The sequence below is a fragment of the Ruegeria sp. E1 genome, assembly GCF_056534225.1.
Genome location: NZ_JBQFPE010000003.1, coordinates 1 through 17,023, shown reverse-complemented (window position 1 = coordinate 17,023; position 17,023 = coordinate 1). Strand labels below are relative to the sequence as shown.

Genomic DNA, 17,023 nt, shown 5'->3' with positions numbered 1-17,023 from the left:
GATGAACACACGCAGCGAACACGCCCCGATCATCCAGATGAAGAACATCGAGAAGCACTTTGGCAGCGTCATTGCGCTCGCCGGGGTGTCGGTGGACGTCTATCCCGGCGAATGCCATTGCCTGTTGGGCGACAATGGCGCGGGCAAGTCGACCTTTATCAAAACCATGTCGGGTGTTCACAAGCCCACCAAGGGCGAGATCATCTTTGAAGGCGCGCCGATGCATTTCGAAGACCCGCGCGATGCGATTTCCGCCGGGATCGCCACCGTGCATCAGCATCTGGCAATGATCCCGCTGATGTCCGTCAGCCGCAATTTCTTCATGGGCAACGAGCCCACCAAGAAACAGTTCGGGCTGTCGTTCTTTGACCATGAGTTCGCGGATCGCGTGACCATGGAAGAGATGAAGAAAATGGGCATCAACCTGCGCGGCCCGGATCAGGCGGTGGGTACTCTGTCAGGGGGTGAACGCCAAACCGTCGCCATTTCCCGCGCGGTCTATTTCGGGGCCAAGGTGCTTATTCTGGACGAGCCGACCTCGGCCCTGGGGGTTCGTCAGACCTCGAACGTGTTGGCCACTATCGACCGGGTGCGCAAACAGGACATTGCGGTCGTCTTCATCACTCACAACGTCCGCCACGCCATGGCCGTCGGGGATCGTTTCACGGTGCTGAACCGGGGTCAGACCCTGGGCACCGCCCAACGCGGCCAGATCACCCCGGACGAGTTGCAGGACATGATGGCTGGCGGGCAGGAACTGGCAACGCTGGAGGGCTCGCTGGGCGGGACGGTTTGAGCGGATAACCCGGAAATCCGGCACGCGGTTTGCGGGTGCCGGGTTTTTGACGCTTGCAAGGTCAGGATGGTGGGTGATGAGAGACTCGAACTCCCGACATCTTCGGTGTAAACGAAGCGCTCTACCAACTGAGCTAATCACCCGTGAGGGGGGATTTAGCCAAGCCTGCGGGCGGGCGCAAGAGGGTTGAGGAGAATTTCTTTTCCAATCTCGTGCCCGTCGCTGAGTCAGCCGCCCAAATTCTTCAGAGCGGCCAGCAATTGGGCGACTTCGTGCTCGGTATTGTAGTGGCACAGCGAAATGCGGATGCAGTCGCTGAGCCCCAGAGGGGTCAGAACATTGCCGCTGTAGTGGTCGGCCTTGCGGGTGTGGGTGCGAATCCCCTGCGCGTTCAGCCGCGTCACAACATCGGCCGAGGCCATGTCGCGGACCACGATCGAGACCAGCCCCTCGCGCGCGGGGTTATCGGCCCCGGCCAGGATGGTGATGTGGTCCATGTCGCGCAGGCCGGGCAGGTTTCCGGTGCCGTTGATCATGGCTTGTGTCAGGTGGGTTTCATAGGCGTGGATGGCGCGGCCTGCGGCCTCGATCCGCGCGCGTTGGTCGACGGTGTCTGACACTTGTGCACCAAGCCAGTCGAAATAGCCCACAACGTCCGACATTGTGGCATAGGCACCGGTGTCGCGGGTGCCGAACTCCCACCCCTCAGCCGGGGCGTTGATCAGTTGGTCGTGGGGCAGAGCCGTCAGCCGGTCCGAGATCCAGGCGATGCCGTAGCCGTGGCGCGAGAACACTTTGTAGGGCGAAATCGCATAGCCATCGACGCCGTAGCTGTCGATATCCATCTGGCCGTGGGCGGCGTGCTGGATGCCGTCGACGACGATAAAGCAGTCAGGCGCGACCGCGCGGATCGCCTGCGCGATTGCTGCCACGTCCATGCCCATGCCGGTCACGGGTGAGGCGTGCAGGATCGTCGCCACTGCGACATCCGGTGTCATCAGCGCTCGGTAGTCATTCGCCGTGACCAGCCCTGTTGCGTCGTCATGCGGGATGTTCACATAGTCCAGCCCCGCGATCCCGGCCCAACGGTGCGCGGCGCTGCGGCTGGCGGGGTGCTCGATCGAGCTGCCGATGACCTTGCTGCCTTTGGGCGCGTTCACACAGGCGGTGCGGATCATGCGGAACAACAGCTCGGTGCCGCTTTCGCCGACAAAGAACTGGCCGGCGCTTGCGTTCATGAAGACTGAAAGGTCTGCCTTGGCGGTGTTGATGATATCAACCAGCGCATGGCTGGCGATGTTATCGCGCCCCTGATTGTCCGGAATCGCCGCAAATTTCGCCGAGGTTTCAACGACCGAATTCAGGGTCAGCGCCCCTCCGGCATTTTCGAAAAAAATGCGCGGACCCTGAAACGGACAGGTGTCGACATGGGCGAAGCGTGCCCGGATTGCGTCGATAAGGTCAGGGTTTTGATGCAGCATGAGGCAGGTCCAATCTTCTTTGAGAGCAGATCAGCTTGTATTCGGGGCGGGATCAATCCAATTTGCGACAGAAAATGGACCAATCCAACCCGTGCGGCGCATATCCGGGGCCTTGTCTGCCGGATGCCGCAACCCATTGAAGCGGAGGCAAAGATGACCCGTGCGTTTCGCTGTCTCATTGCGGCCCTGTGCCTGTGGGGCGCGCTGCCGGTTTCGGCGCGGGCGGACGGGGTTTTGGTGTTCGCGGCGGCCAGTCTGAAAACCGCGTTGGATCGGGTTGCCGAACAGTATGAAGACGAGAGCGGGCAAGAGGTGACAGTCTCTTACGCGGCCTCATCGGTGTTGGCGCGGCAGATTCAGTTGGGGGCCCCGGCGGATCTGTTTATCTCGGCCAATGTGGATTGGATGGATGTGCTTGAGCGCGACGGGTTTGTGGATGCGGCGTCACGGGTTGATCTGCTAGGCAATCGGCTGGTTCTAATCGGACCGGAAGGCAGCGAGCCAGCCGGGATCAGTTCCGGGCTGGACTTGCCCGCCCGACTGCAAAATGGATTTCTGGCGATGGCGCTGGTTGAGGCAGTTCCGGCCGGGGTCTATGGCAAATCAGCCCTCGAATGGCTGGGTCTTTGGAATGGCGTGCAGAATCAAGTGGCACAGGCCGACAATGTCCGTGCGGCGCTGGCGCTGGTTGCAACAGGGGCTGCGCCGCTGGGCGTGGTTTACCATTCGGATGCGCTGGCTGAGCCAAGGGTCAGCGTGATCGGCACCTTCCCCGAGGGCTCTCATGCACGGATCGTCTATCCTGCGGCTCTGACCACGGATGCAGGCCCCGACCCGGGGGCATTTTTGGCCTATCTCACCACGGACAAGGCGCAGGCGGAATTCCAGAGGCAGGGGTTTACCCTGCCGGGGCAGTAAGCGCATGGGGTGGCTAGGGCCTGCCGAGGTTGAGGCGTTGCGCCTGTCGCTGCGGGTGTCGTTCTGGGCCACGCTGGTCACGTTGCCCTTTGGGATTTTGGTGGCATATGCGCTGGCGCGTTGGCGGTTTCCGGGGCGGCAGGTCTTGAACGGGCTGGTGCACTTGCCGTTGATCCTGCCGCCGGTGGTGACGGGGTATCTGCTGCTGTTGACCTTTGGGGTGCAGGGGCCGTTGGGCAGGCTGCTGTCCGAGATCGGCATCGTCGTCGCCTTTCGCTGGACCGGTGCTGCGTTGGCCGCCGGGATCATGGCGTTTCCGTTGATGGTCCGCGCCATCCGCCTGTCGATTGAGGCTGTCGATCCCCGCTTGGAGCAGGCAGGTGCGACGCTGGGGGCGCCGCGGTTTCTGGTCTTTCTGACCGTTACGCTGCCGATGATCCTGCCCGGTGTCATCGCCGGTGCCATTCTGGCCTTCGCCAAAGCGATGGGAGAGTTCGGGGCCACGATTACCTTTGTCTCGAACATCCCCGGGCAGACGCAGACCTTGCCCTCTGCGGTCTATGCGTTCCTGCAGGTGCCGGGCGGTGAGGCTGCGGCGACACGACTGGTCATCATTTCGATTGTGATCGCGATGACCGCGCTGCTGCTGTCGGAATTTGTCGGACGGCGCGTCGCGAAACGGGTGGCCGGATCGTGAGCCTGTCTGTCCGCCTGCAACACCAATTGCCGGGGCTTGCTCTGGATCTGGATTTCGACGCGCCGCCGGGTGTGACCGTTCTGTTCGGGCGTTCGGGCGCGGGCAAGACAACGGTGGTGAATGCTGTGGCGGGGTTGTTACGTCCCGAGGCCGGACGGGTGGTGATTGACGACCGGGTCTTGTTCGACACTGAACAGGGCATCTGGCTGCCACCGCACCGGCGGCGCTTGGGGTATATCTTTCAGGAAGGACGGCTGTTTCCGCATCTGAACGTGCGTCAGAACCTCGCCTATGGCCGTTGGTTTGCACCGCGCAACGCGCGGCGTGAGGACCCGGATCGGGTGATTGAGATGCTGGGGATCGGCCATCTGCTGGATCGCCGCCCCGCCAAGCTGTCGGGGGGTGAAAAACAACGCGTCGCCATTGGCCGGGCGCTGTTGGCGGCCCCTCGCCTCATTCTGGCGGACGAACCGCTTGCGGCGTTGGATGAGGCGCGAAAGGCTGAAATTCTGCCTTATTTCGAACGGCTGCGGGACGAGGTGTCGGTGCCAATCCTATATGTCACCCACGCAGCGGCCGAGGTAGCGCGTCTGGCGACTTCGGTCGTGGCGCTTCAGGATGGCAAGGTCGTTCGGCAGGGGCCTGCCTCGGATGTGCTGGCCGACCCGTCGGTTGCACCAGCGGGCATCCGTGCGGTTGGCGCGGTTCTGCGGGTCCGCGTTGCGTGCCACCATGACGACGGGTTGTCCGAACTGGATGCCAACGGTGCGTGTCTGTTTCTGCCGCGCGTTCCGCACCGGGTCGGAGAAGAGCTGCGCATCCGCATACCCGCGCAAGAGGTCATTCTATCCGCCAAAAACCCCGAAGGGCTTTCGGCCCTGAACGTGTTGAGTGGTCACGTTGAGGCGATCCGCGCCGGAGAGGGGCCGGGCGCGATTGTGTCGGTGAAAACGCAAGCGGGTGTCGTTCTGGCACGGGTCACGCGCCGCTCGATCGAGGCGTTGGCGTTGAAGCCGGGATGCCCGTGCCATGCCGTGATCAAAACCGTCGCATTGGCCCCACAAGATGTGGGCGGGGTTGTCGCGCGTTAACCCAATGCAATCGCTTCGTGTTCGCGCAGGATCAGACGCGCCGCATGGCCAAAACCCGGCCCATCCTCGGTCGGGCGATCCGGGAAGATGGCCGCCAGTTCCTGCAGCGCATCGGATGACAGGCTGTGCAGGGCCTCCTCGCCCAGAAACAGACTTTCGGCAAGGGCCCCTTCGGCGGTCAGCAACTCGTGACGATCCAGCAGAATATGCAGGTATTCGACGGGTTCGTCCGACATGTCGATTCCGATACCGGGCCATGAACACAGGTGTTTGGCGGCCACAAGAACTTCGGGCGCGCCAAACAGGATCTCGACCTTTGGGCCGCTGATCAGGACGCGATGCTGTTGCGAGACCAGCAGATCGCGCTTTGGTGTGTCGCGATCCAGACTGCCCGCAGTGATCCGAACCGGCCGCATCGCGGGGTTTTCGCGCAATCGTCGCCTGTCCAATCGATTGCTTTCGATCCATCGGATCGGTTGCGCCCCATGATCGGCGGTTTCAACGACATCTCCGGCCGACAGTGTTTCGATGCGGCGCTGCCCGTCCGGGGTTTTGATCCAAGTTCCGGCTGTAAAGCATACGCCTTCGATCGTGATGCTGATCGTTGTCGGCGCCGGGGTGACAGGGACCGGGCCAAAAATCGTGCCCAAAGTGGCGGTGACCTGAATTTCGAACGTGTCGTCCAGCGTCTCTCCGAAGTCCAGATTGTCGTAAACGGTTGGATCAACCGTATAGGTCCACTCACCCGTATCGGGATCGACCGAGGCGGTTCCAAAGGCCGGAGGGGTCGAGATCTGCCAGAATTCATCAAGGATGGGCAAACCGCTTGTTGCGTCCAGATCACCAGTGGCCTGGTTCGGCGGATCACCGGTCACAACTCCTGTGGTATCTCCTGTGATCGAAACCATCTATTTGTCCGTCGCTTTCAGAACCTCTGCAAATTCCTTCTTTCGATAGAGACGCATGTGAACCTCGCCAGCACTATCCCGAGTCCACTCGACAATCCGGTTGCGAGTCAAGTCGCTGTCCATTCGGTTGGTACGGACCCTTGGGTGCGGGATTTCGGTTTTCAGGATATCGACGATTTGGTTGGTTTGGCCAAAAGGGGCCACCATATCGATGATCCAGAAGGACGACCCGCTGGTGAAATCAGCCTCGGTCAGAGGTTTTTTTTGCACGGCATAGCGGTATTCGGCATCCGGGCTGAGGCCAGCAAAGGTCACGAAGCCACGCGGATAGCCATTCTGCCGAAAGATGTGATACTGGCCCAGGCGCAGCGGGGTTTCGAAGGCGTAAAGCGTCTGACCCAGCGTGCGGCCGCGATGGGTTGTTGTCAGCGATGCCAGATAGAACAACACGCCGAAATCTGCGTATTTCTCAGGGGATAAGTCGAACCAGTCCTTTGGAAATGGCTTTTTCAAATGACACCTGATCGTGCTGATATATTAGAATAATACCCGGTCTCATGTTGAGATAAAGTGTTTTCATTTCTGCGTGCATGACACGTGTTTTACTACCCTGGGTATTCCCACGATGACCTGAATGCCCTAGGTTTGAAAGGGTACAATGTTCCAATTTCGAAAACGGGATATGGCTATGCGTATGAGTGTGATTTTATGTGCGGCGATCTTTGTGGCGACCTCGGCGGGTGCGCAAGGGGTTGGATTGGGCTACAAGTTGGCACCGCAATTCAAAACCCAGATCACGCCGCTGAAGGATGGGACCTATCAGGTTAAGCCGGTTGGCGGTTCCTCTGCCGCTGTCACCTATTGGTGCGGGATTGGGGACTATGCAATCCGCAAGCTGGGCGTTTCGAATTCGCAGCGGATCTATGTTTCGAAAGCCTATGAAAAGGGCATTCGTACGGTCAATTTTTCCTTCACCCCACCGCCTGGGGCCGATACCGATCCAGGGTATTCCCTGACCGTCAACAAAGTGGGCGAGAATCTGTCAGCCGCCTCGGCGCAGAACTACTGCTTTGACAATTTCATCGGGTTCGGACTGTAGGTTTCGGGTTCATCCCGAGACACGGATACCCTGCCACGACAATGGCGTGGTCAGGGCTGTCACATAGCAGACTGTGTCAGGTCAGTCCCTAAACGCCTGGGCTATCAGAGCCATTTTGCCAGCGGCGGCAGGCTCATCAGAACCGCGTCCGGGTCGTGGCCGGTTTCAAGGCCGAACTTGGTGCCCCGGTCATAGACCAGGTTGTATTCGGCATAGAGCCCGCGATGGACCAGCTGAGTGTTCTTGTCGCCTTCTGAAAAGGGCTGAACTCGGCGTTTTTCAACCAAAGGCACAAATGCGGGCAGAAAGGCGCGACCGATATCCTGCGTGAGACTGAAATCGGCCTGCCAGTCACCGGTGCAATAATCATCCATAAAGATGCCGCCCACCCCACGCGCGCGTTTGCGGTGGGGGATGTAGAAATACTCATCCGCCCAGTCTTTCAGGCGCGGATAATGCGCTGGTCCGTGCGGGTCCAGATGGGCCTTTTGCGTGGCATGGAAATGGGCCGTGTCTTCGTCGTATTCGATACAGGGGTTCAAGTCCGAACCGCCACCGAACCACCAGGCGTGTGGGGTCCAGAACATGCGGGTGTTCATATGAACGGCTGGCACATGCGGGTTCTGCATATGGGCCACAAGGCTGATACCCGAGGCCCAGAACCGCGGATCGTCGGTCATGCCGGGAATACCCTTGCGTGCCGCCATGGCCTGCTGCGCCCGTTCCCCCAGCGTGCCATAGACGGTCGAGACATTGACGCCGACTTTCTCAAACACACGCCCGCCACGCATGACAGACATCAGCCCGCCACCAGCATCTGATCCGTCGTCTGAGGTCCGCGTGGTCTCGCGAACCTCGAACCGGCCTGGTTTTGCATCTGAAAACGGGCCGATGTCGTGGCTGTCTTCCAGCGCCTCAAAGGCGGAAACGATGTCGTCGCGCAGCTGGCGGAACCAGGCTGAGGCGGTGGATTTTTCTGTGTCAAACATTGGCGTCAATGGGCCGGGGCGGCGACCGGGTCCAGCAATGTGCGGCCACCGTCGATTGTCAGGATTTGGCCGGTCATGAAGCCTGCTGCGTCCGAGGCGAGAAATTGCGCAGTTTCAGCCAGTTCATTCGGGGCTGCGATGCGGGACAGCGGGGTATGCTTTTCGATATCATCGCGGAAATCCCGGTTTTCTTTCAGCGTTGATTGCAATGATGCGCTCATCACCGATCCCAGCGCGATCGAGTTGACGCGGATGCGGTTGGGGGCCAGCGCCACGGCAAGCGACCGCGTCATCTGATCCAATGCGGCGGTGGAAACGGAATAAGCCATCAGGTCCGGGTGCGTCCGGCGGGCGGCAATCGAGGACAGGTTGATGATTGACCCGGCAGGGTTCTCGTCATCATCTCCGGCCTGTTTGATCATGCGTTTGGCGATCAGCTGGCTCAGGCGCAGGGCGGGCATCAGGTTCTGGTTCAGCAAGGTGCGCACCGAGTCGTCCTCCATATCCAATGGATCAGACGGGATAACCTGCCGCGCGCCGTTGATCAGGATATCGACCTGATCAAACGCATCCAGCGTCGCCGAGAGCAGGTTGGCAATCGTTAGCCTTTCGCGCAGGTCGCCTGCGAAATAGCGGATGTTGCTGTCATCCGCCTGTTCGCCCAGTTCTTCGGCCAGACGTTTTTCATCCATATCGGCGAACATGACATTGGCGCCTGCGTCGGCAAAGTGCCGCCCGATGGCCAAACCGATGCCATTGGCACCGCCGGTCACAATCGCGGTTTTGCCTGCTATGGAAAAGGACATGGGCTTCCTCCTGAGTTGCCGTGCAGGTTAGCCGGGATCATCGGCGAGGGCGAGAGGCGTGAAACACCTTGAACCGATTATCTCCGGCGATCTCTTCGACACGGGTAAATGCTTCGGCCAGGGTGGCCTCGTAGGGCAGGTGGCGGTTGGCGACCATCCAAAGGCTGCCGGACCGGATCAGGTTGCGCGCGGCGGATTGGATGAAGCCCTGTCCAAGGGCGGGATCGGCGGCGCGCGCGGTGTGGAAGGGCGGGTTCATCACCACGGCGTCCAGCGGCTCGGCAGCGGTCCATGTGGTGGCATCGGCCCAGTGAAACTGCGCGCGGTCGTCTTTGACATTTGCGCGGGCGCAGGTGAGGGCGGTGTGATCCGCCTCGACCAAATGCAGTTCGCGCAGACCTTCATCCCGCAGCAGAGCGGCGGACAGAAAGCCCCAACCCGCGCCCAGATCGGCGACCCGTTGCCCCGGTTTGGGCGGCAAGGTCCGGCGCAGCATTTCCGAGGCCGGATCGATCCCGTCCGCTGAAAACACACCCGGTGCAGTTTCGAACCCGTCGACCTGTTGCGCGGCGGGTGCGGCCCAATCGGCAAACGCCTGCGCGTCAGATTGAAACCAGAAGATCTTGCCATGTGCTTTGGAAATCGGCCCCTGCACCGAAACCCGCTTGCGGATGTCTTTCAGCAGGCTGTCGACCCCATCCGTTTTGGCCCCGTCCACCACGACGGTTCCCGATGCGCGCTGGCAGGCCAGATGAATCTGCGCCCGGGCCAGCGCCTTGGCCCGTGGCAGAAACAGGATGGCGTCGTGGCAGGCCGCGTCCGATTCAGGCACCGCATCAAACCCCAGTGCGGCAAAGTGATCGTGAAACGGTTTGAACGGCTGCACCACCTGCACGCGGGACGGCACCACCGACAGATCATGGGCAGGCGTTGCCCCGATGACAGACACCGGGTCCGACAGGGTCAGACCGTTCTCAAGGGCGAGGTTGAGGCGAGGGGACATAAGGGGTTCAAACGCGGCGGGCCTTTGGCCTCACTCTTCGCGTTCCATAGTACATTGCAGGGGGTGCTGATGGCGGCGCGCAAAATCCATGACCTGACCCACTTTGGTTTCCGCAATCTCGTGGCTGAACACGCCAACAACGGCGACGCCTTTCTTGTGGACGGTCAGCATGATCTCGAACGCTTGCGCATGGGTCATGCCAAAGAAACGTTCCAGAACGTGAACCACAAACTCCATCGGCGTATAGTCGTCATTCAGCAGCAGCACCTTATACAGCGGTGGCCGCTTGGTCTTGGGACGCGTTTGAACCAGGACCGACGTATTGTCGTCCTCGTCCGGGTTGTCAGACATCATCCAAGGGGTTTCGAACATTTGCTGTGAGAATCCGATTCACGCTTCGGTTTATTTCAGGGCTTATATAACGTCAGAACCGTCAGAGGAAAGAGGGCCGCGCGGAAACAATATGGACGACAGGTTGACCACCATCGGCTTTGATGCCGACGACACGCTTTGGCATAACGAGCGGTTTTTCAAACTGACACAGGCGCATTTTGCCGATCTGCTGTCTGACTATGCCGGTCACGATCACCTGATGCAGCGTCTGCTTGCCGCGGAAAAACGCAACATCCATCACTATGGGTATGGGATCAAAGGGTTCACCCTGTCCATGATCGAAACCGCAATCGAAGTCACCGAAGACCGCGTGCCTGCCAGCGTGATCCGTCAGTTGATCGAAGCGGGTCAAGAGATGCTGGCGCACCCGATTGAACTGTTGCCCCATGCCCGCGCGGCGGTCGAGGCGGTTTCAGGGACACATCGGGTGGTTCTGATCACCAAGGGCGATCTGCTGGATCAGGAACGCAAGCTGGCCCAATCGGGACTGGGTGAGTTGTTTGATGCGGTCGAGATTGTGTCGGAGAAAACGCCCGATATCTACCGCTCGGTATTCGAGGCGCATGGCGATGGGCCGGACCGCGCAATGATGGTGGGCAATTCCATGCGATCTGATGTGGTAGCCCCGATCGATGCAGGGTGCTGGGGTGTATACGTTCCGCATGGGCTGGTCTGGGAGGTCGAGCAGGCCGAGGTGCCGATCGACAATCCCCGCTATCGCACGCTGCGCGATCTGGGGGAACTGGCTGGGCTGGTTCAGACCCTGACATGATGTTGCCATTTGGCCCCAGTTCAAAACTTTTCGTGCGCAGTTTGGCCCTAATCCCGCCATCATCGCCGGTCTGGTAGTCTGGGAGTGCCGCGCCACTATATCTGGACCATTCCGGGCAAGAAAAGAAACCGGTCGAGAACCAGCTTGCGGTTTATTTCACGCCGACTCTGTGATAGCCTGCTTTGAATTACAAAAAATGACGCTGACCGGGAAAACCCGGCGGCCCGAGGCAGACAGAGGCAAAGATCGTGCAGGTTCGGCGGACAGTTCCGGCCCGGATGGGCTTCCTTCTCATTTTGTTGTTGTGGGTGCTTTCGTTTGTGCCGTTGCAATCGCAGGCGGCCCCCTATGCCGCCATGGTGATCGACGCGCGCACCGGTGAGGTGCTGCATTCACGCAACGCGGATTCCAGGCTGCATCCGGCCTCGCTGACCAAGATGATGACGCTGTATATTGCGTTCGAGGCGGTGCGGAATGGCGAGATCACCTTGGACACCCCCGTCCGTATTACCAAGAAAGCGGCATCCGAGCCGCCGTCGAAACTGGGTTTGAGAACCGGTCAGAAGATCGCGTTCCGCTATCTGATCCGAGCCGCTGCGGTGAAATCGGCCAATGACGCGGCCACCGCCATCGGCATCGCGCTGAGCGGATCAGAAGCTGCGTTTGCCCGCCGCATGACCCGGACGGCAAAGGCCATGGGCATGAGCCGGACGACATTCAAGAACGCCCATGGTCTGACCGAGTCGGGGCATTTGTCGACCGCGCGCGACATGACCACGCTGGGCCGTCATCTGCTATATGATTATCCCGAATACTATAACCTGTTCTCGCGTACCTCGACCCATGCGGGGATCAAGACGGTGCCGAATACCAACCGGCGTTTGCTGGCGGCCTATCGGGGTGCTGACGGTATCAAGACCGGCTATACCCGTGCTGCCGGGTTCAATCTGGTGGCTTCGGCCAAGCGCAAGAATGAACGAATCATCGCGACCGTGTTTGGCGGCAAATCCGGTGCCTCGCGCAATGCGCGGGTGGCTGAATTGCTGGACATGGGCTTCCGCCGTGCGCCGTCGCGCGCACCGATCCGCAAACCGGCACGACCGGCCTATGCGGGCAATGCGGGTCTGGGGTCGGTGCAGGTTGCCGGTCTGGCCCGTGCACCGAAATCCAGCCTGCGTCCGGTTCAGCGCCCCAGCGCCACTGTTCAGGTTGCAGGCACTGTCGCAGAAACCGCAGCCAAGAACGGATCGCGCATTCAGGACGGCATCGCCGCAGCGATTGCAGCGGCTGATATCGCGCCTGCGGATGATGCAGGTCAACGTCCTGTCGAACGTCCAACCGATCTGGTACTGGCCTCGACAGAGCCTGCGAAACAGCCCGAGCCCGAACCCGAGATCGTCACCCGCCTGTCAACGTCCGGCGGGCATCTGTGGGGCGTGAATGTCGGGCGATATACCACCCGGTACGAGGCCGAGAAGGTATTGCTGAAAACCGCCCTGTCCGAGATGACGACGCTGGAAGGTACACTGCGCAAGGTCAACCAAAGTACCCGCGGGTTTGACGCAACTTTTCAGGGCATGACGCGCGAACAGGCTGATCTGGCTTGCCGCCGCTTGCAGGCCCGGAACGTCACCTGCTTTATGATCGGGCCATCCTAACAAGACCCGACACTCACTCTTGAACTTTGGCTGCGAGGGTAACTTCGCAGCCTTTTTCATTCCGGCATGTCAGTCGAAGACGTGCCCGTGCTCATATTGCTCGTCCTGCCCGGCGGCGGCGGTCAAGGCGGCAACGTTGTCTTTGGTGAAGAAGCCGTCATAGTGGTGGCAGCGCTCGATATACTCGGTGATCAACAGGGTGTTTTTTGAGTGTTTCGAGAAGATCTGTTTCAGGTTCGGATCATCTTTGCACTCGCCCACTACATGGGCCAGGAACGGCACCCCTTTGTCCTTGAGCGTGTTGACCACGAAATCGACGTTCTTTTCCCCTGCGCCATGGTCACCGTCCTGAATTTCGACGGCCATGTGATGCAGCCTGCGTCCGAAATTGCGCACGAAATCCTCGGTCGGCATCGGTAACTTAGCGAAAGAGTTCACGAAAGACGGCGTATTGTTCGCGGTAAAGACCTTGGCGGGTGATTTCTTGTCGTCATCCACATTGGCATTGCGGTTTACATTGGTCGACGAGTTCATCTCGAAAATGTTGTAGGCCCCCCAGAAGTAATAGGGCACCATTGTCAGGAATTCGAGGATCGCATCCTCACGCTCACCCGCCAGAACGCGGGTGGCCAGATGGTCGATGCCCAGCATCAGGGGCGATATTTTGGTGTCCGCGCCAAAGGCGGCGGCCTCATCCAGCCGCGCCTGTTCTGAGGCGCTCAGCAATACGCGGTCGCCCAGACCGAGGCTGTCAGTGTCGTTGAAATCCAGCGTGGAATACCCCACCCGGTTGCAGGTGAAATCAGACGGCGTGGTAAACAGGAACCCTTGGGCGGTGTAGAACGGGTTTTCGGTGTCGCCGGAATATTCGAACCGAATATTCTGATCCTCCAGTGTGCCAGTCAGCGCCTTCAGATCGGAGGCCCCGTAAATCTCGCCCACATAGCGGGTTTGCGGTGTGCTGCGCGCAAGGGGGTACATGCGGTTGATGCGGGGGATGAAATCCTCAAACGCTTCGCTCAGCGGGGCCATCACGATCATTGCCGGATAATCGGGATGCGAATGCAGAACTGCATATTTATGCGTGCTGCCCAGATAGCTGGCGGTATGCCGGTAGGGCGTCATCACATACAGTTCGACCAGCGTGTCGAACAGCGCGGCGGGCTCGACCTGAATGACGATGGCGCGCATCGGCCCGACCTGATCGGCGATGCCCGAACTTATCCGGCGCTCGTAGATCATCGGAAGGTATTCGGCGAAGAAGTCCGAGTTCTTCTTGTCGCCCCTGGGCTGATAGGACATCAGGTCGAATGACATAGGCTTGCCTCCTTGCGCGATGTGGCTTGGATTTGTTGTATTCAGAACATGCACTTGGGGCCATGCTAGGCGCTTGGTGCCGTTCGGGCAACAACCTATGCGGTGCAGGTTACGCCGGGCTTTCTATCTGGTGAATTTTGTCACCTCGACCCCGCCCGCAATCAGGTTCTCACGCACCGAGCGGGCAATCTGCACCGCAGTCGGGCCGTCTCCATGTAAGCAGATCGTGTCGATCGAGGTTTCCAGCCGCTTGCCACTTTCAGTAATGATCGCCCCTTCGCGCACCATGTTCACGATGCGCGGACCTGCGATGTCGGGATCATGGATCACCGCCCCCGGCAGGCTGCGGTCAACAAGGGTTCCATCGTCATTATAGGCGCGGTCGGCAAAAATCTCTCCGACCCATTTGCAGCCAAGTTGGCGCACGGCGTCTTCCTGTTTGGTGACGGCCAGCACCATGATGATAATGTCTGGATCAACCTCTAGCGCCCCCCGATAACAGGCAAGCGCCATGTCGATATCGACCGAGCACATATTGGCCAGTGCCCCGTGCAGCTTCAGATGCCGTACCTTTGTGCCAACCGCGCGCGCCATGCCTTGCGCCGCGCCCAGTTGATAGCGCACAAGATTGCGCAAACTGTCATGGGGGATTTTCATGTTGCGGCGGCCAAAGCCCTGAAGATCGGGAAAGCCGGGATGAGCACCAATGCCGACATCATTGTCCGCCGCCAGTTTCATGGTCGCGGCCATTACATCAGGATCGCCTGCATGAAACCCGCAGGCAATATTGGCCGAAGTCACGATCTTTAGCAGGCTGTCATCGTCCCCCATGTTCCAGGGGCCAAAGCTTTCGCCCATATCGGCATTCAGATCGACGCGGGGCATCGGCATTTCTCCTTAGTCGGTGGCGGATATCATTCCGCTGATCAATTGATAGGACAGCAAATCAGGGATGTCATGGGGATCGCGCACCAGCGGCTCGACCTGCGTTGACAGCCGCTTCAGATCCTTTTGGTGGGCGGCCATCAGCGCCGATGCCTCATTCAGCGAGACAAATCGGAACCGGATCGCCCCATTTGCCGGAGTTTGCGCCGCCCGCGGCAGGTCGCAGGGCAGAACACTCGCAATCCGTGGGTATCCCCCAGTCGTTTGACATTCCGGCAACAAGATAAACGGGCGTCCGGTCCCCGTCATCTGGATGTCGCCGGGGGTGATCACCTCGGACAGGATGTTCAATTGGCCCTTGGCGGCAAAGCCTTCGCCTTCACTGTCCAACTGCATCCCCATCCGGTTGGCGCGCGCTCCACGCCGGAATTCGGTCTCGGTAAACCGGTCGAGCGTGGACTGATCGAAGAGAGGGGTCTGAAAGCTGGCAACCACGCGCAGTTCGCCACCGGCAAAGCGTTCGGTCGGACGCAGTTTCATCCCGGTCTCGCCCGCAATGCCCTGAGAGGGTAATATATCCCCGGTCTGAACGGCACGGCCGATATTGGCCGTCAGATGCGCCGAGCGCGAGCCCAGAAACGGTTCGGACGCGATGCCGCCGCTCAGGTGCAGATAGCCATAGCTGCCCCGCAACACCGCGCCGATGGTCAGCCGTTGCCCCTTTTCCACCAGATGCGAGGCGTTCCAGACCACCGGGCTGCCATCGATACTGGCTTGCATCGGTGCACCGGTCAGTGCGATGCGTGTGTCCTGTGTCGCCTCGAACTCTCCTCCCAGCCCGGCCATTTCCAGCGCGGCGCGATCGGGCGGATGGCCCAGCAGCGCTGCGCCTTCGTGCAATGCGATCGGGTCAGCAGCGCCCGAGCGTGACAGGCCCTGATCCAGATATCCGGTGCGACCAAGGTCCTGAATCGTGCAGGCAGGGCCGATGCGAATGACCTTTACGCTCATGCGTCAATATCCTGACATGTTGCCCCGCCATTGCCATCTGCATTGTTGGCCTGGATCTGGGCCAGTTCGTCTGGCGTAACAGGTTGAAACAACATCTCATCCCCTGGATTCAAGGCAAAGCTGTTTGCCATTTCTGGCCGGAAACAGCGAAACGCCGTCTGGCCGATGTGACGCCAGCCGGTGGGGGTCGGACCGGAAAACAGTACAAACTGGGAAATCGCCATCACCAGTGCCCCTTCGGGCACCATCGGCGTCAGATCCTGAAGTCTGGGAATATTGAACTCGGGGCCCAATGGGCCAAGGTATGGCTGACCCGGCGCAAAGCCGATCGTCAGCACCCGCAACCGCGTTTGACTGAGGCGTTTGACCGCCTCGTCCGCCGTCAGCCCGGCGGTCTGTGCGGCATCCTCCAGCTGCGGCGCTAGGTCGGTGCCATAAACGGTCGGCACGCGCCAAAGCTTGCGGCCCGTGGGCAGCGGTGCCTGATGCCAGTCGCGTGCGCCCAGCAAGGTTTGCAAATGCGCCGAGATATCGGTCAGTGCCACCCGCGCCGGGTCGATGCGAACATAGGTCGAGGCCAGTGAGGTCGACGTTTCCTCGACCCCGTTCCATGCACTTTGTTCGATCGCATCACGCAGTGCCAGCGCGGCCCGGTTCGCGCTTTCATCCATCCTGTCGGCAAAGCTGACAAGGACGCCGTCTACACCAACGGTGCGAACCTGCGGGGCGTGCTGGGTCTGGGTCATCTGTCCTCAAGTTTATTTGGTCGCCCGAGATGAGCGCATCTAACCGCAAGACGCAAGCACACGGCGCGGTCGGCAGGTATCAATTTCTGTATGCGAGTTGTAAAACTCCGAGTCGTTTTCGTCAGATCATCTTCGAGATTCTTGTATCGAGTCGTGGGCGCATCTCAATATATAGTAGTCACGCGTAGGCCCGCTCATGCCGAGTCGGTTGCCAACGCAATTCAGGGGTGGGAAGTGTCCCGGATCTGGCGGAATTATAGTTCTCTACTACTTTGTTTTTATTATATAAAATGCGTTTTTTCAAAAAAAACTAACAGAACTTCATTTTCTGCTTGCGGGAATTGTTTGTATTACTTAGAACGCCCTTCACCGGCGCAGCTGCGGTTGTGATTGGGACGCTGGGAATGGCGGAGACGGGCCGGAGAGACGGTTGGACGCATCGGAGAGACGGTG

The 17,023-nt window shown here is 59.9% G+C and carries 18 protein-coding genes and 1 tRNA gene; 7 read left to right on the top strand and 12 right to left on the bottom strand.

Annotation, left to right across the window (positions count from 1 at the left end):
- Window position 1 precedes the first annotated feature (1 nt).
- Window positions 2-796: an ATP-binding cassette domain-containing protein gene (locus ACR0FG_RS03635; protein WP_170717165.1), complete on the top strand. Its 795-nt coding sequence runs from the start codon at window positions 2-4 to the stop codon at window positions 794-796.
- 67 nt (window positions 797-863) lie between these two features.
- Here ACR0FG_RS03635 and ACR0FG_RS03630 read toward each other — a convergent pair.
- Together ACR0FG_RS03630 and ACR0FG_RS03625 are read right to left on the bottom strand one after the other, a co-directional pair.
- Window positions 864-939, bottom strand: a tRNA-Val gene (locus ACR0FG_RS03630).
- A gap of 84 nt (window positions 940-1,023) precedes the next feature.
- Window positions 1,024-2,277, bottom strand: coding sequence for an aminotransferase class V-fold PLP-dependent enzyme (locus tag ACR0FG_RS03625; RefSeq protein ID WP_480890209.1), 1,254 nt, complete (start codon window positions 2,275-2,277; stop codon window positions 1,024-1,026).
- 153 nt (window positions 2,278-2,430) lie between these two features.
- On the opposite strand from ACR0FG_RS03625, the gene modA reads away from it, so the two are divergent.
- From modA to modC, 3 genes are read left to right on the top strand one after another with little or no spacing between them, the layout of a single operon-like run.
- Window positions 2,431-3,195, top strand: a complete 765-nt coding sequence (gene modA, locus ACR0FG_RS03620; protein WP_480890206.1) for a molybdate ABC transporter substrate-binding protein — start codon at window positions 2,431-2,433, stop codon at window positions 3,193-3,195.
- A gap of 4 nt (window positions 3,196-3,199) precedes the next feature.
- Window positions 3,200-3,892 (top strand): molybdate ABC transporter permease subunit, encoded by a 693-nt coding sequence (gene modB, locus ACR0FG_RS03615; protein ID WP_480890203.1) that lies wholly within the window; start codon window positions 3,200-3,202, stop codon window positions 3,890-3,892.
- On the top strand, window positions 3,889-4,983 hold the full coding sequence (gene modC / locus ACR0FG_RS03610) for a molybdenum ABC transporter ATP-binding protein (protein WP_480890200.1): 1,095 nt from the start codon (window positions 3,889-3,891) through the stop codon (window positions 4,981-4,983). Before modB ends, modC begins: the two co-directional genes overlap by 4 nt.
- Here modC and ACR0FG_RS03605 read toward each other — a convergent pair.
- Together ACR0FG_RS03605 and ACR0FG_RS03600 are read right to left on the bottom strand one after the other, a co-directional pair.
- A complete protein-coding gene (locus ACR0FG_RS03605; protein WP_480890197.1) occupies window positions 4,980-5,891 on the bottom strand; it encodes a Hint domain-containing protein in 912 nt (303 codons plus the stop codon). The two genes, modC and ACR0FG_RS03605, sit on opposite strands and share 4 nt — an antisense overlap.
- A complete protein-coding gene (locus ACR0FG_RS03600; RefSeq protein WP_480890195.1) occupies window positions 5,892-6,404 on the bottom strand; it encodes a toxin-activating lysine-acyltransferase in 513 nt (170 codons plus the stop codon).
- Window positions 6,405-6,579: 175 nt separating this feature from the next.
- On the opposite strand from ACR0FG_RS03600, the gene ACR0FG_RS03595 reads away from it, so the two are divergent.
- On the top strand, window positions 6,580-6,990 hold the full coding sequence (locus ACR0FG_RS03595) for a hypothetical protein (protein ID WP_170717196.1): 411 nt from the start codon (window positions 6,580-6,582) through the stop codon (window positions 6,988-6,990).
- Window positions 6,991-7,094: 104 nt separating this feature from the next.
- Here the strand turns inward: ACR0FG_RS03595 and hemF are convergent, their stop codons facing one another.
- From hemF to clpS, 4 genes are read right to left on the bottom strand one after another with little or no spacing between them, the layout of a single operon-like run.
- Window positions 7,095-7,979, bottom strand: a complete 885-nt coding sequence (gene hemF / locus ACR0FG_RS03590; protein ID WP_480890192.1) for an oxygen-dependent coproporphyrinogen oxidase — start codon at window positions 7,977-7,979, stop codon at window positions 7,095-7,097.
- Window positions 7,980-7,984: 5 nt separating this feature from the next.
- Window positions 7,985-8,785 (bottom strand): SDR family NAD(P)-dependent oxidoreductase, encoded by an 801-nt coding sequence (locus ACR0FG_RS03585; RefSeq protein ID WP_480890190.1) that lies wholly within the window; start codon window positions 8,783-8,785, stop codon window positions 7,985-7,987.
- Between the two features lie 37 nt (window positions 8,786-8,822).
- Window positions 8,823-9,788 (bottom strand): class I SAM-dependent methyltransferase, encoded by a 966-nt coding sequence (locus ACR0FG_RS03580; protein ID WP_480890187.1) that lies wholly within the window; start codon window positions 9,786-9,788, stop codon window positions 8,823-8,825.
- A 30-nt stretch (window positions 9,789-9,818) separates the two neighbouring features.
- On the bottom strand, window positions 9,819-10,160 hold the full coding sequence (gene clpS, locus ACR0FG_RS03575) for an ATP-dependent Clp protease adapter ClpS (protein WP_170717145.1): 342 nt from the start codon (window positions 10,158-10,160) through the stop codon (window positions 9,819-9,821).
- Window positions 10,161-10,251: 91 nt separating this feature from the next.
- On the opposite strand from clpS, the gene ACR0FG_RS03570 reads away from it, so the two are divergent.
- Together ACR0FG_RS03570 and ACR0FG_RS03565 are read left to right on the top strand one after the other, a co-directional pair.
- A complete protein-coding gene (locus tag ACR0FG_RS03570) occupies window positions 10,252-10,953 on the top strand; it encodes an HAD family hydrolase (RefSeq protein WP_480890185.1) in 702 nt (233 codons plus the stop codon).
- 278 nt (window positions 10,954-11,231) lie between these two features.
- Window positions 11,232-12,611, top strand: coding sequence for a D-alanyl-D-alanine carboxypeptidase family protein (locus ACR0FG_RS03565; RefSeq protein ID WP_480890182.1), 1,380 nt, complete (start codon window positions 11,232-11,234; stop codon window positions 12,609-12,611).
- Between the two features lie 69 nt (window positions 12,612-12,680).
- Here the strand turns inward: ACR0FG_RS03565 and ACR0FG_RS03560 are convergent, their stop codons facing one another.
- From ACR0FG_RS03560 to ACR0FG_RS03545, 4 genes are all read right to left on the bottom strand, one after another.
- Entirely contained in the window at window positions 12,681-13,928 is a 1,248-nt protein-coding gene (locus tag ACR0FG_RS03560; protein ID WP_480890179.1) for a hypothetical protein, read from the bottom strand.
- A gap of 123 nt (window positions 13,929-14,051) precedes the next feature.
- Entirely contained in the window at window positions 14,052-14,813 is a 762-nt protein-coding gene (locus ACR0FG_RS03555; protein ID WP_480890176.1) for a LamB/YcsF family protein, read from the bottom strand.
- 12 nt (window positions 14,814-14,825) lie between these two features.
- Window positions 14,826-15,824: a 5-oxoprolinase subunit C family protein gene (locus ACR0FG_RS03550; protein ID WP_480890174.1), complete on the bottom strand. Its 999-nt coding sequence runs from the start codon at window positions 15,822-15,824 to the stop codon at window positions 14,826-14,828.
- Window positions 15,821-16,570: a 5-oxoprolinase subunit B family protein gene (locus tag ACR0FG_RS03545; protein ID WP_480890173.1), complete on the bottom strand. Its 750-nt coding sequence runs from the start codon at window positions 16,568-16,570 to the stop codon at window positions 15,821-15,823. Before ACR0FG_RS03545 ends, ACR0FG_RS03550 begins: the two co-directional genes overlap by 4 nt.
- Window positions 16,571-17,023: the final 453 nt, after the last annotated feature.

What these genes read in the sequence shown, in the direction of transcription:
- ACR0FG_RS03635 (WP_170717165.1), top strand. Translation starts at nt 2, where the DNA reads ATGAACACACGCAGCGAACACGCCCCGATCATCCAGATGAAGAACATC.
- ACR0FG_RS03625 (WP_480890209.1), bottom strand. Translation starts at nt 2,277, where the DNA reads ATGCTGCATCAAAACCCTGACCTTATCGACGCAATCCGGGCACGCTTC.
- modA (WP_480890206.1), top strand. Translation starts at nt 2,431, where the DNA reads ATGACCCGTGCGTTTCGCTGTCTCATTGCGGCCCTGTGCCTGTGGGGC.
- modB (WP_480890203.1), top strand. Translation starts at nt 3,200, where the DNA reads ATGGGGTGGCTAGGGCCTGCCGAGGTTGAGGCGTTGCGCCTGTCGCTG.
- ACR0FG_RS03605 (WP_480890197.1), bottom strand. Translation starts at nt 5,891, where the DNA reads ATGGTTTCGATCACAGGAGATACCACAGGAGTTGTGACCGGTGATCCG.
- ACR0FG_RS03595 (WP_170717196.1), top strand. Translation starts at nt 6,580, where the DNA reads ATGCGTATGAGTGTGATTTTATGTGCGGCGATCTTTGTGGCGACCTCG.
- hemF (WP_480890192.1), bottom strand. Translation starts at nt 7,979, where the DNA reads ATGTTTGACACAGAAAAATCCACCGCCTCAGCCTGGTTCCGCCAGCTG.
- ACR0FG_RS03585 (WP_480890190.1), bottom strand. Translation starts at nt 8,785, where the DNA reads ATGTCCTTTTCCATAGCAGGCAAAACCGCGATTGTGACCGGCGGTGCC.
- ACR0FG_RS03580 (WP_480890187.1), bottom strand. Translation starts at nt 9,788, where the DNA reads ATGTCCCCTCGCCTCAACCTCGCCCTTGAGAACGGTCTGACCCTGTCG.
- clpS (WP_170717145.1), bottom strand. Translation starts at nt 10,160, where the DNA reads ATGTTCGAAACCCCTTGGATGATGTCTGACAACCCGGACGAGGACGAC.
- ACR0FG_RS03570 (WP_480890185.1), top strand. Translation starts at nt 10,252, where the DNA reads ATGGACGACAGGTTGACCACCATCGGCTTTGATGCCGACGACACGCTT.
- ACR0FG_RS03565 (WP_480890182.1), top strand. Translation starts at nt 11,232, where the DNA reads ATGGGCTTCCTTCTCATTTTGTTGTTGTGGGTGCTTTCGTTTGTGCCG.
- ACR0FG_RS03560 (WP_480890179.1), bottom strand. Translation starts at nt 13,928, where the DNA reads ATGTCATTCGACCTGATGTCCTATCAGCCCAGGGGCGACAAGAAGAAC.
- ACR0FG_RS03555 (WP_480890176.1), bottom strand. Translation starts at nt 14,813, where the DNA reads ATGCCCCGCGTCGATCTGAATGCCGATATGGGCGAAAGCTTTGGCCCC.
- ACR0FG_RS03550 (WP_480890174.1), bottom strand. Translation starts at nt 15,824, where the DNA reads ATGAGCGTAAAGGTCATTCGCATCGGCCCTGCCTGCACGATTCAGGAC.
- ACR0FG_RS03545 (WP_480890173.1), bottom strand. Translation starts at nt 16,570, where the DNA reads ATGACCCAGACCCAGCACGCCCCGCAGGTTCGCACCGTTGGTGTAGAC.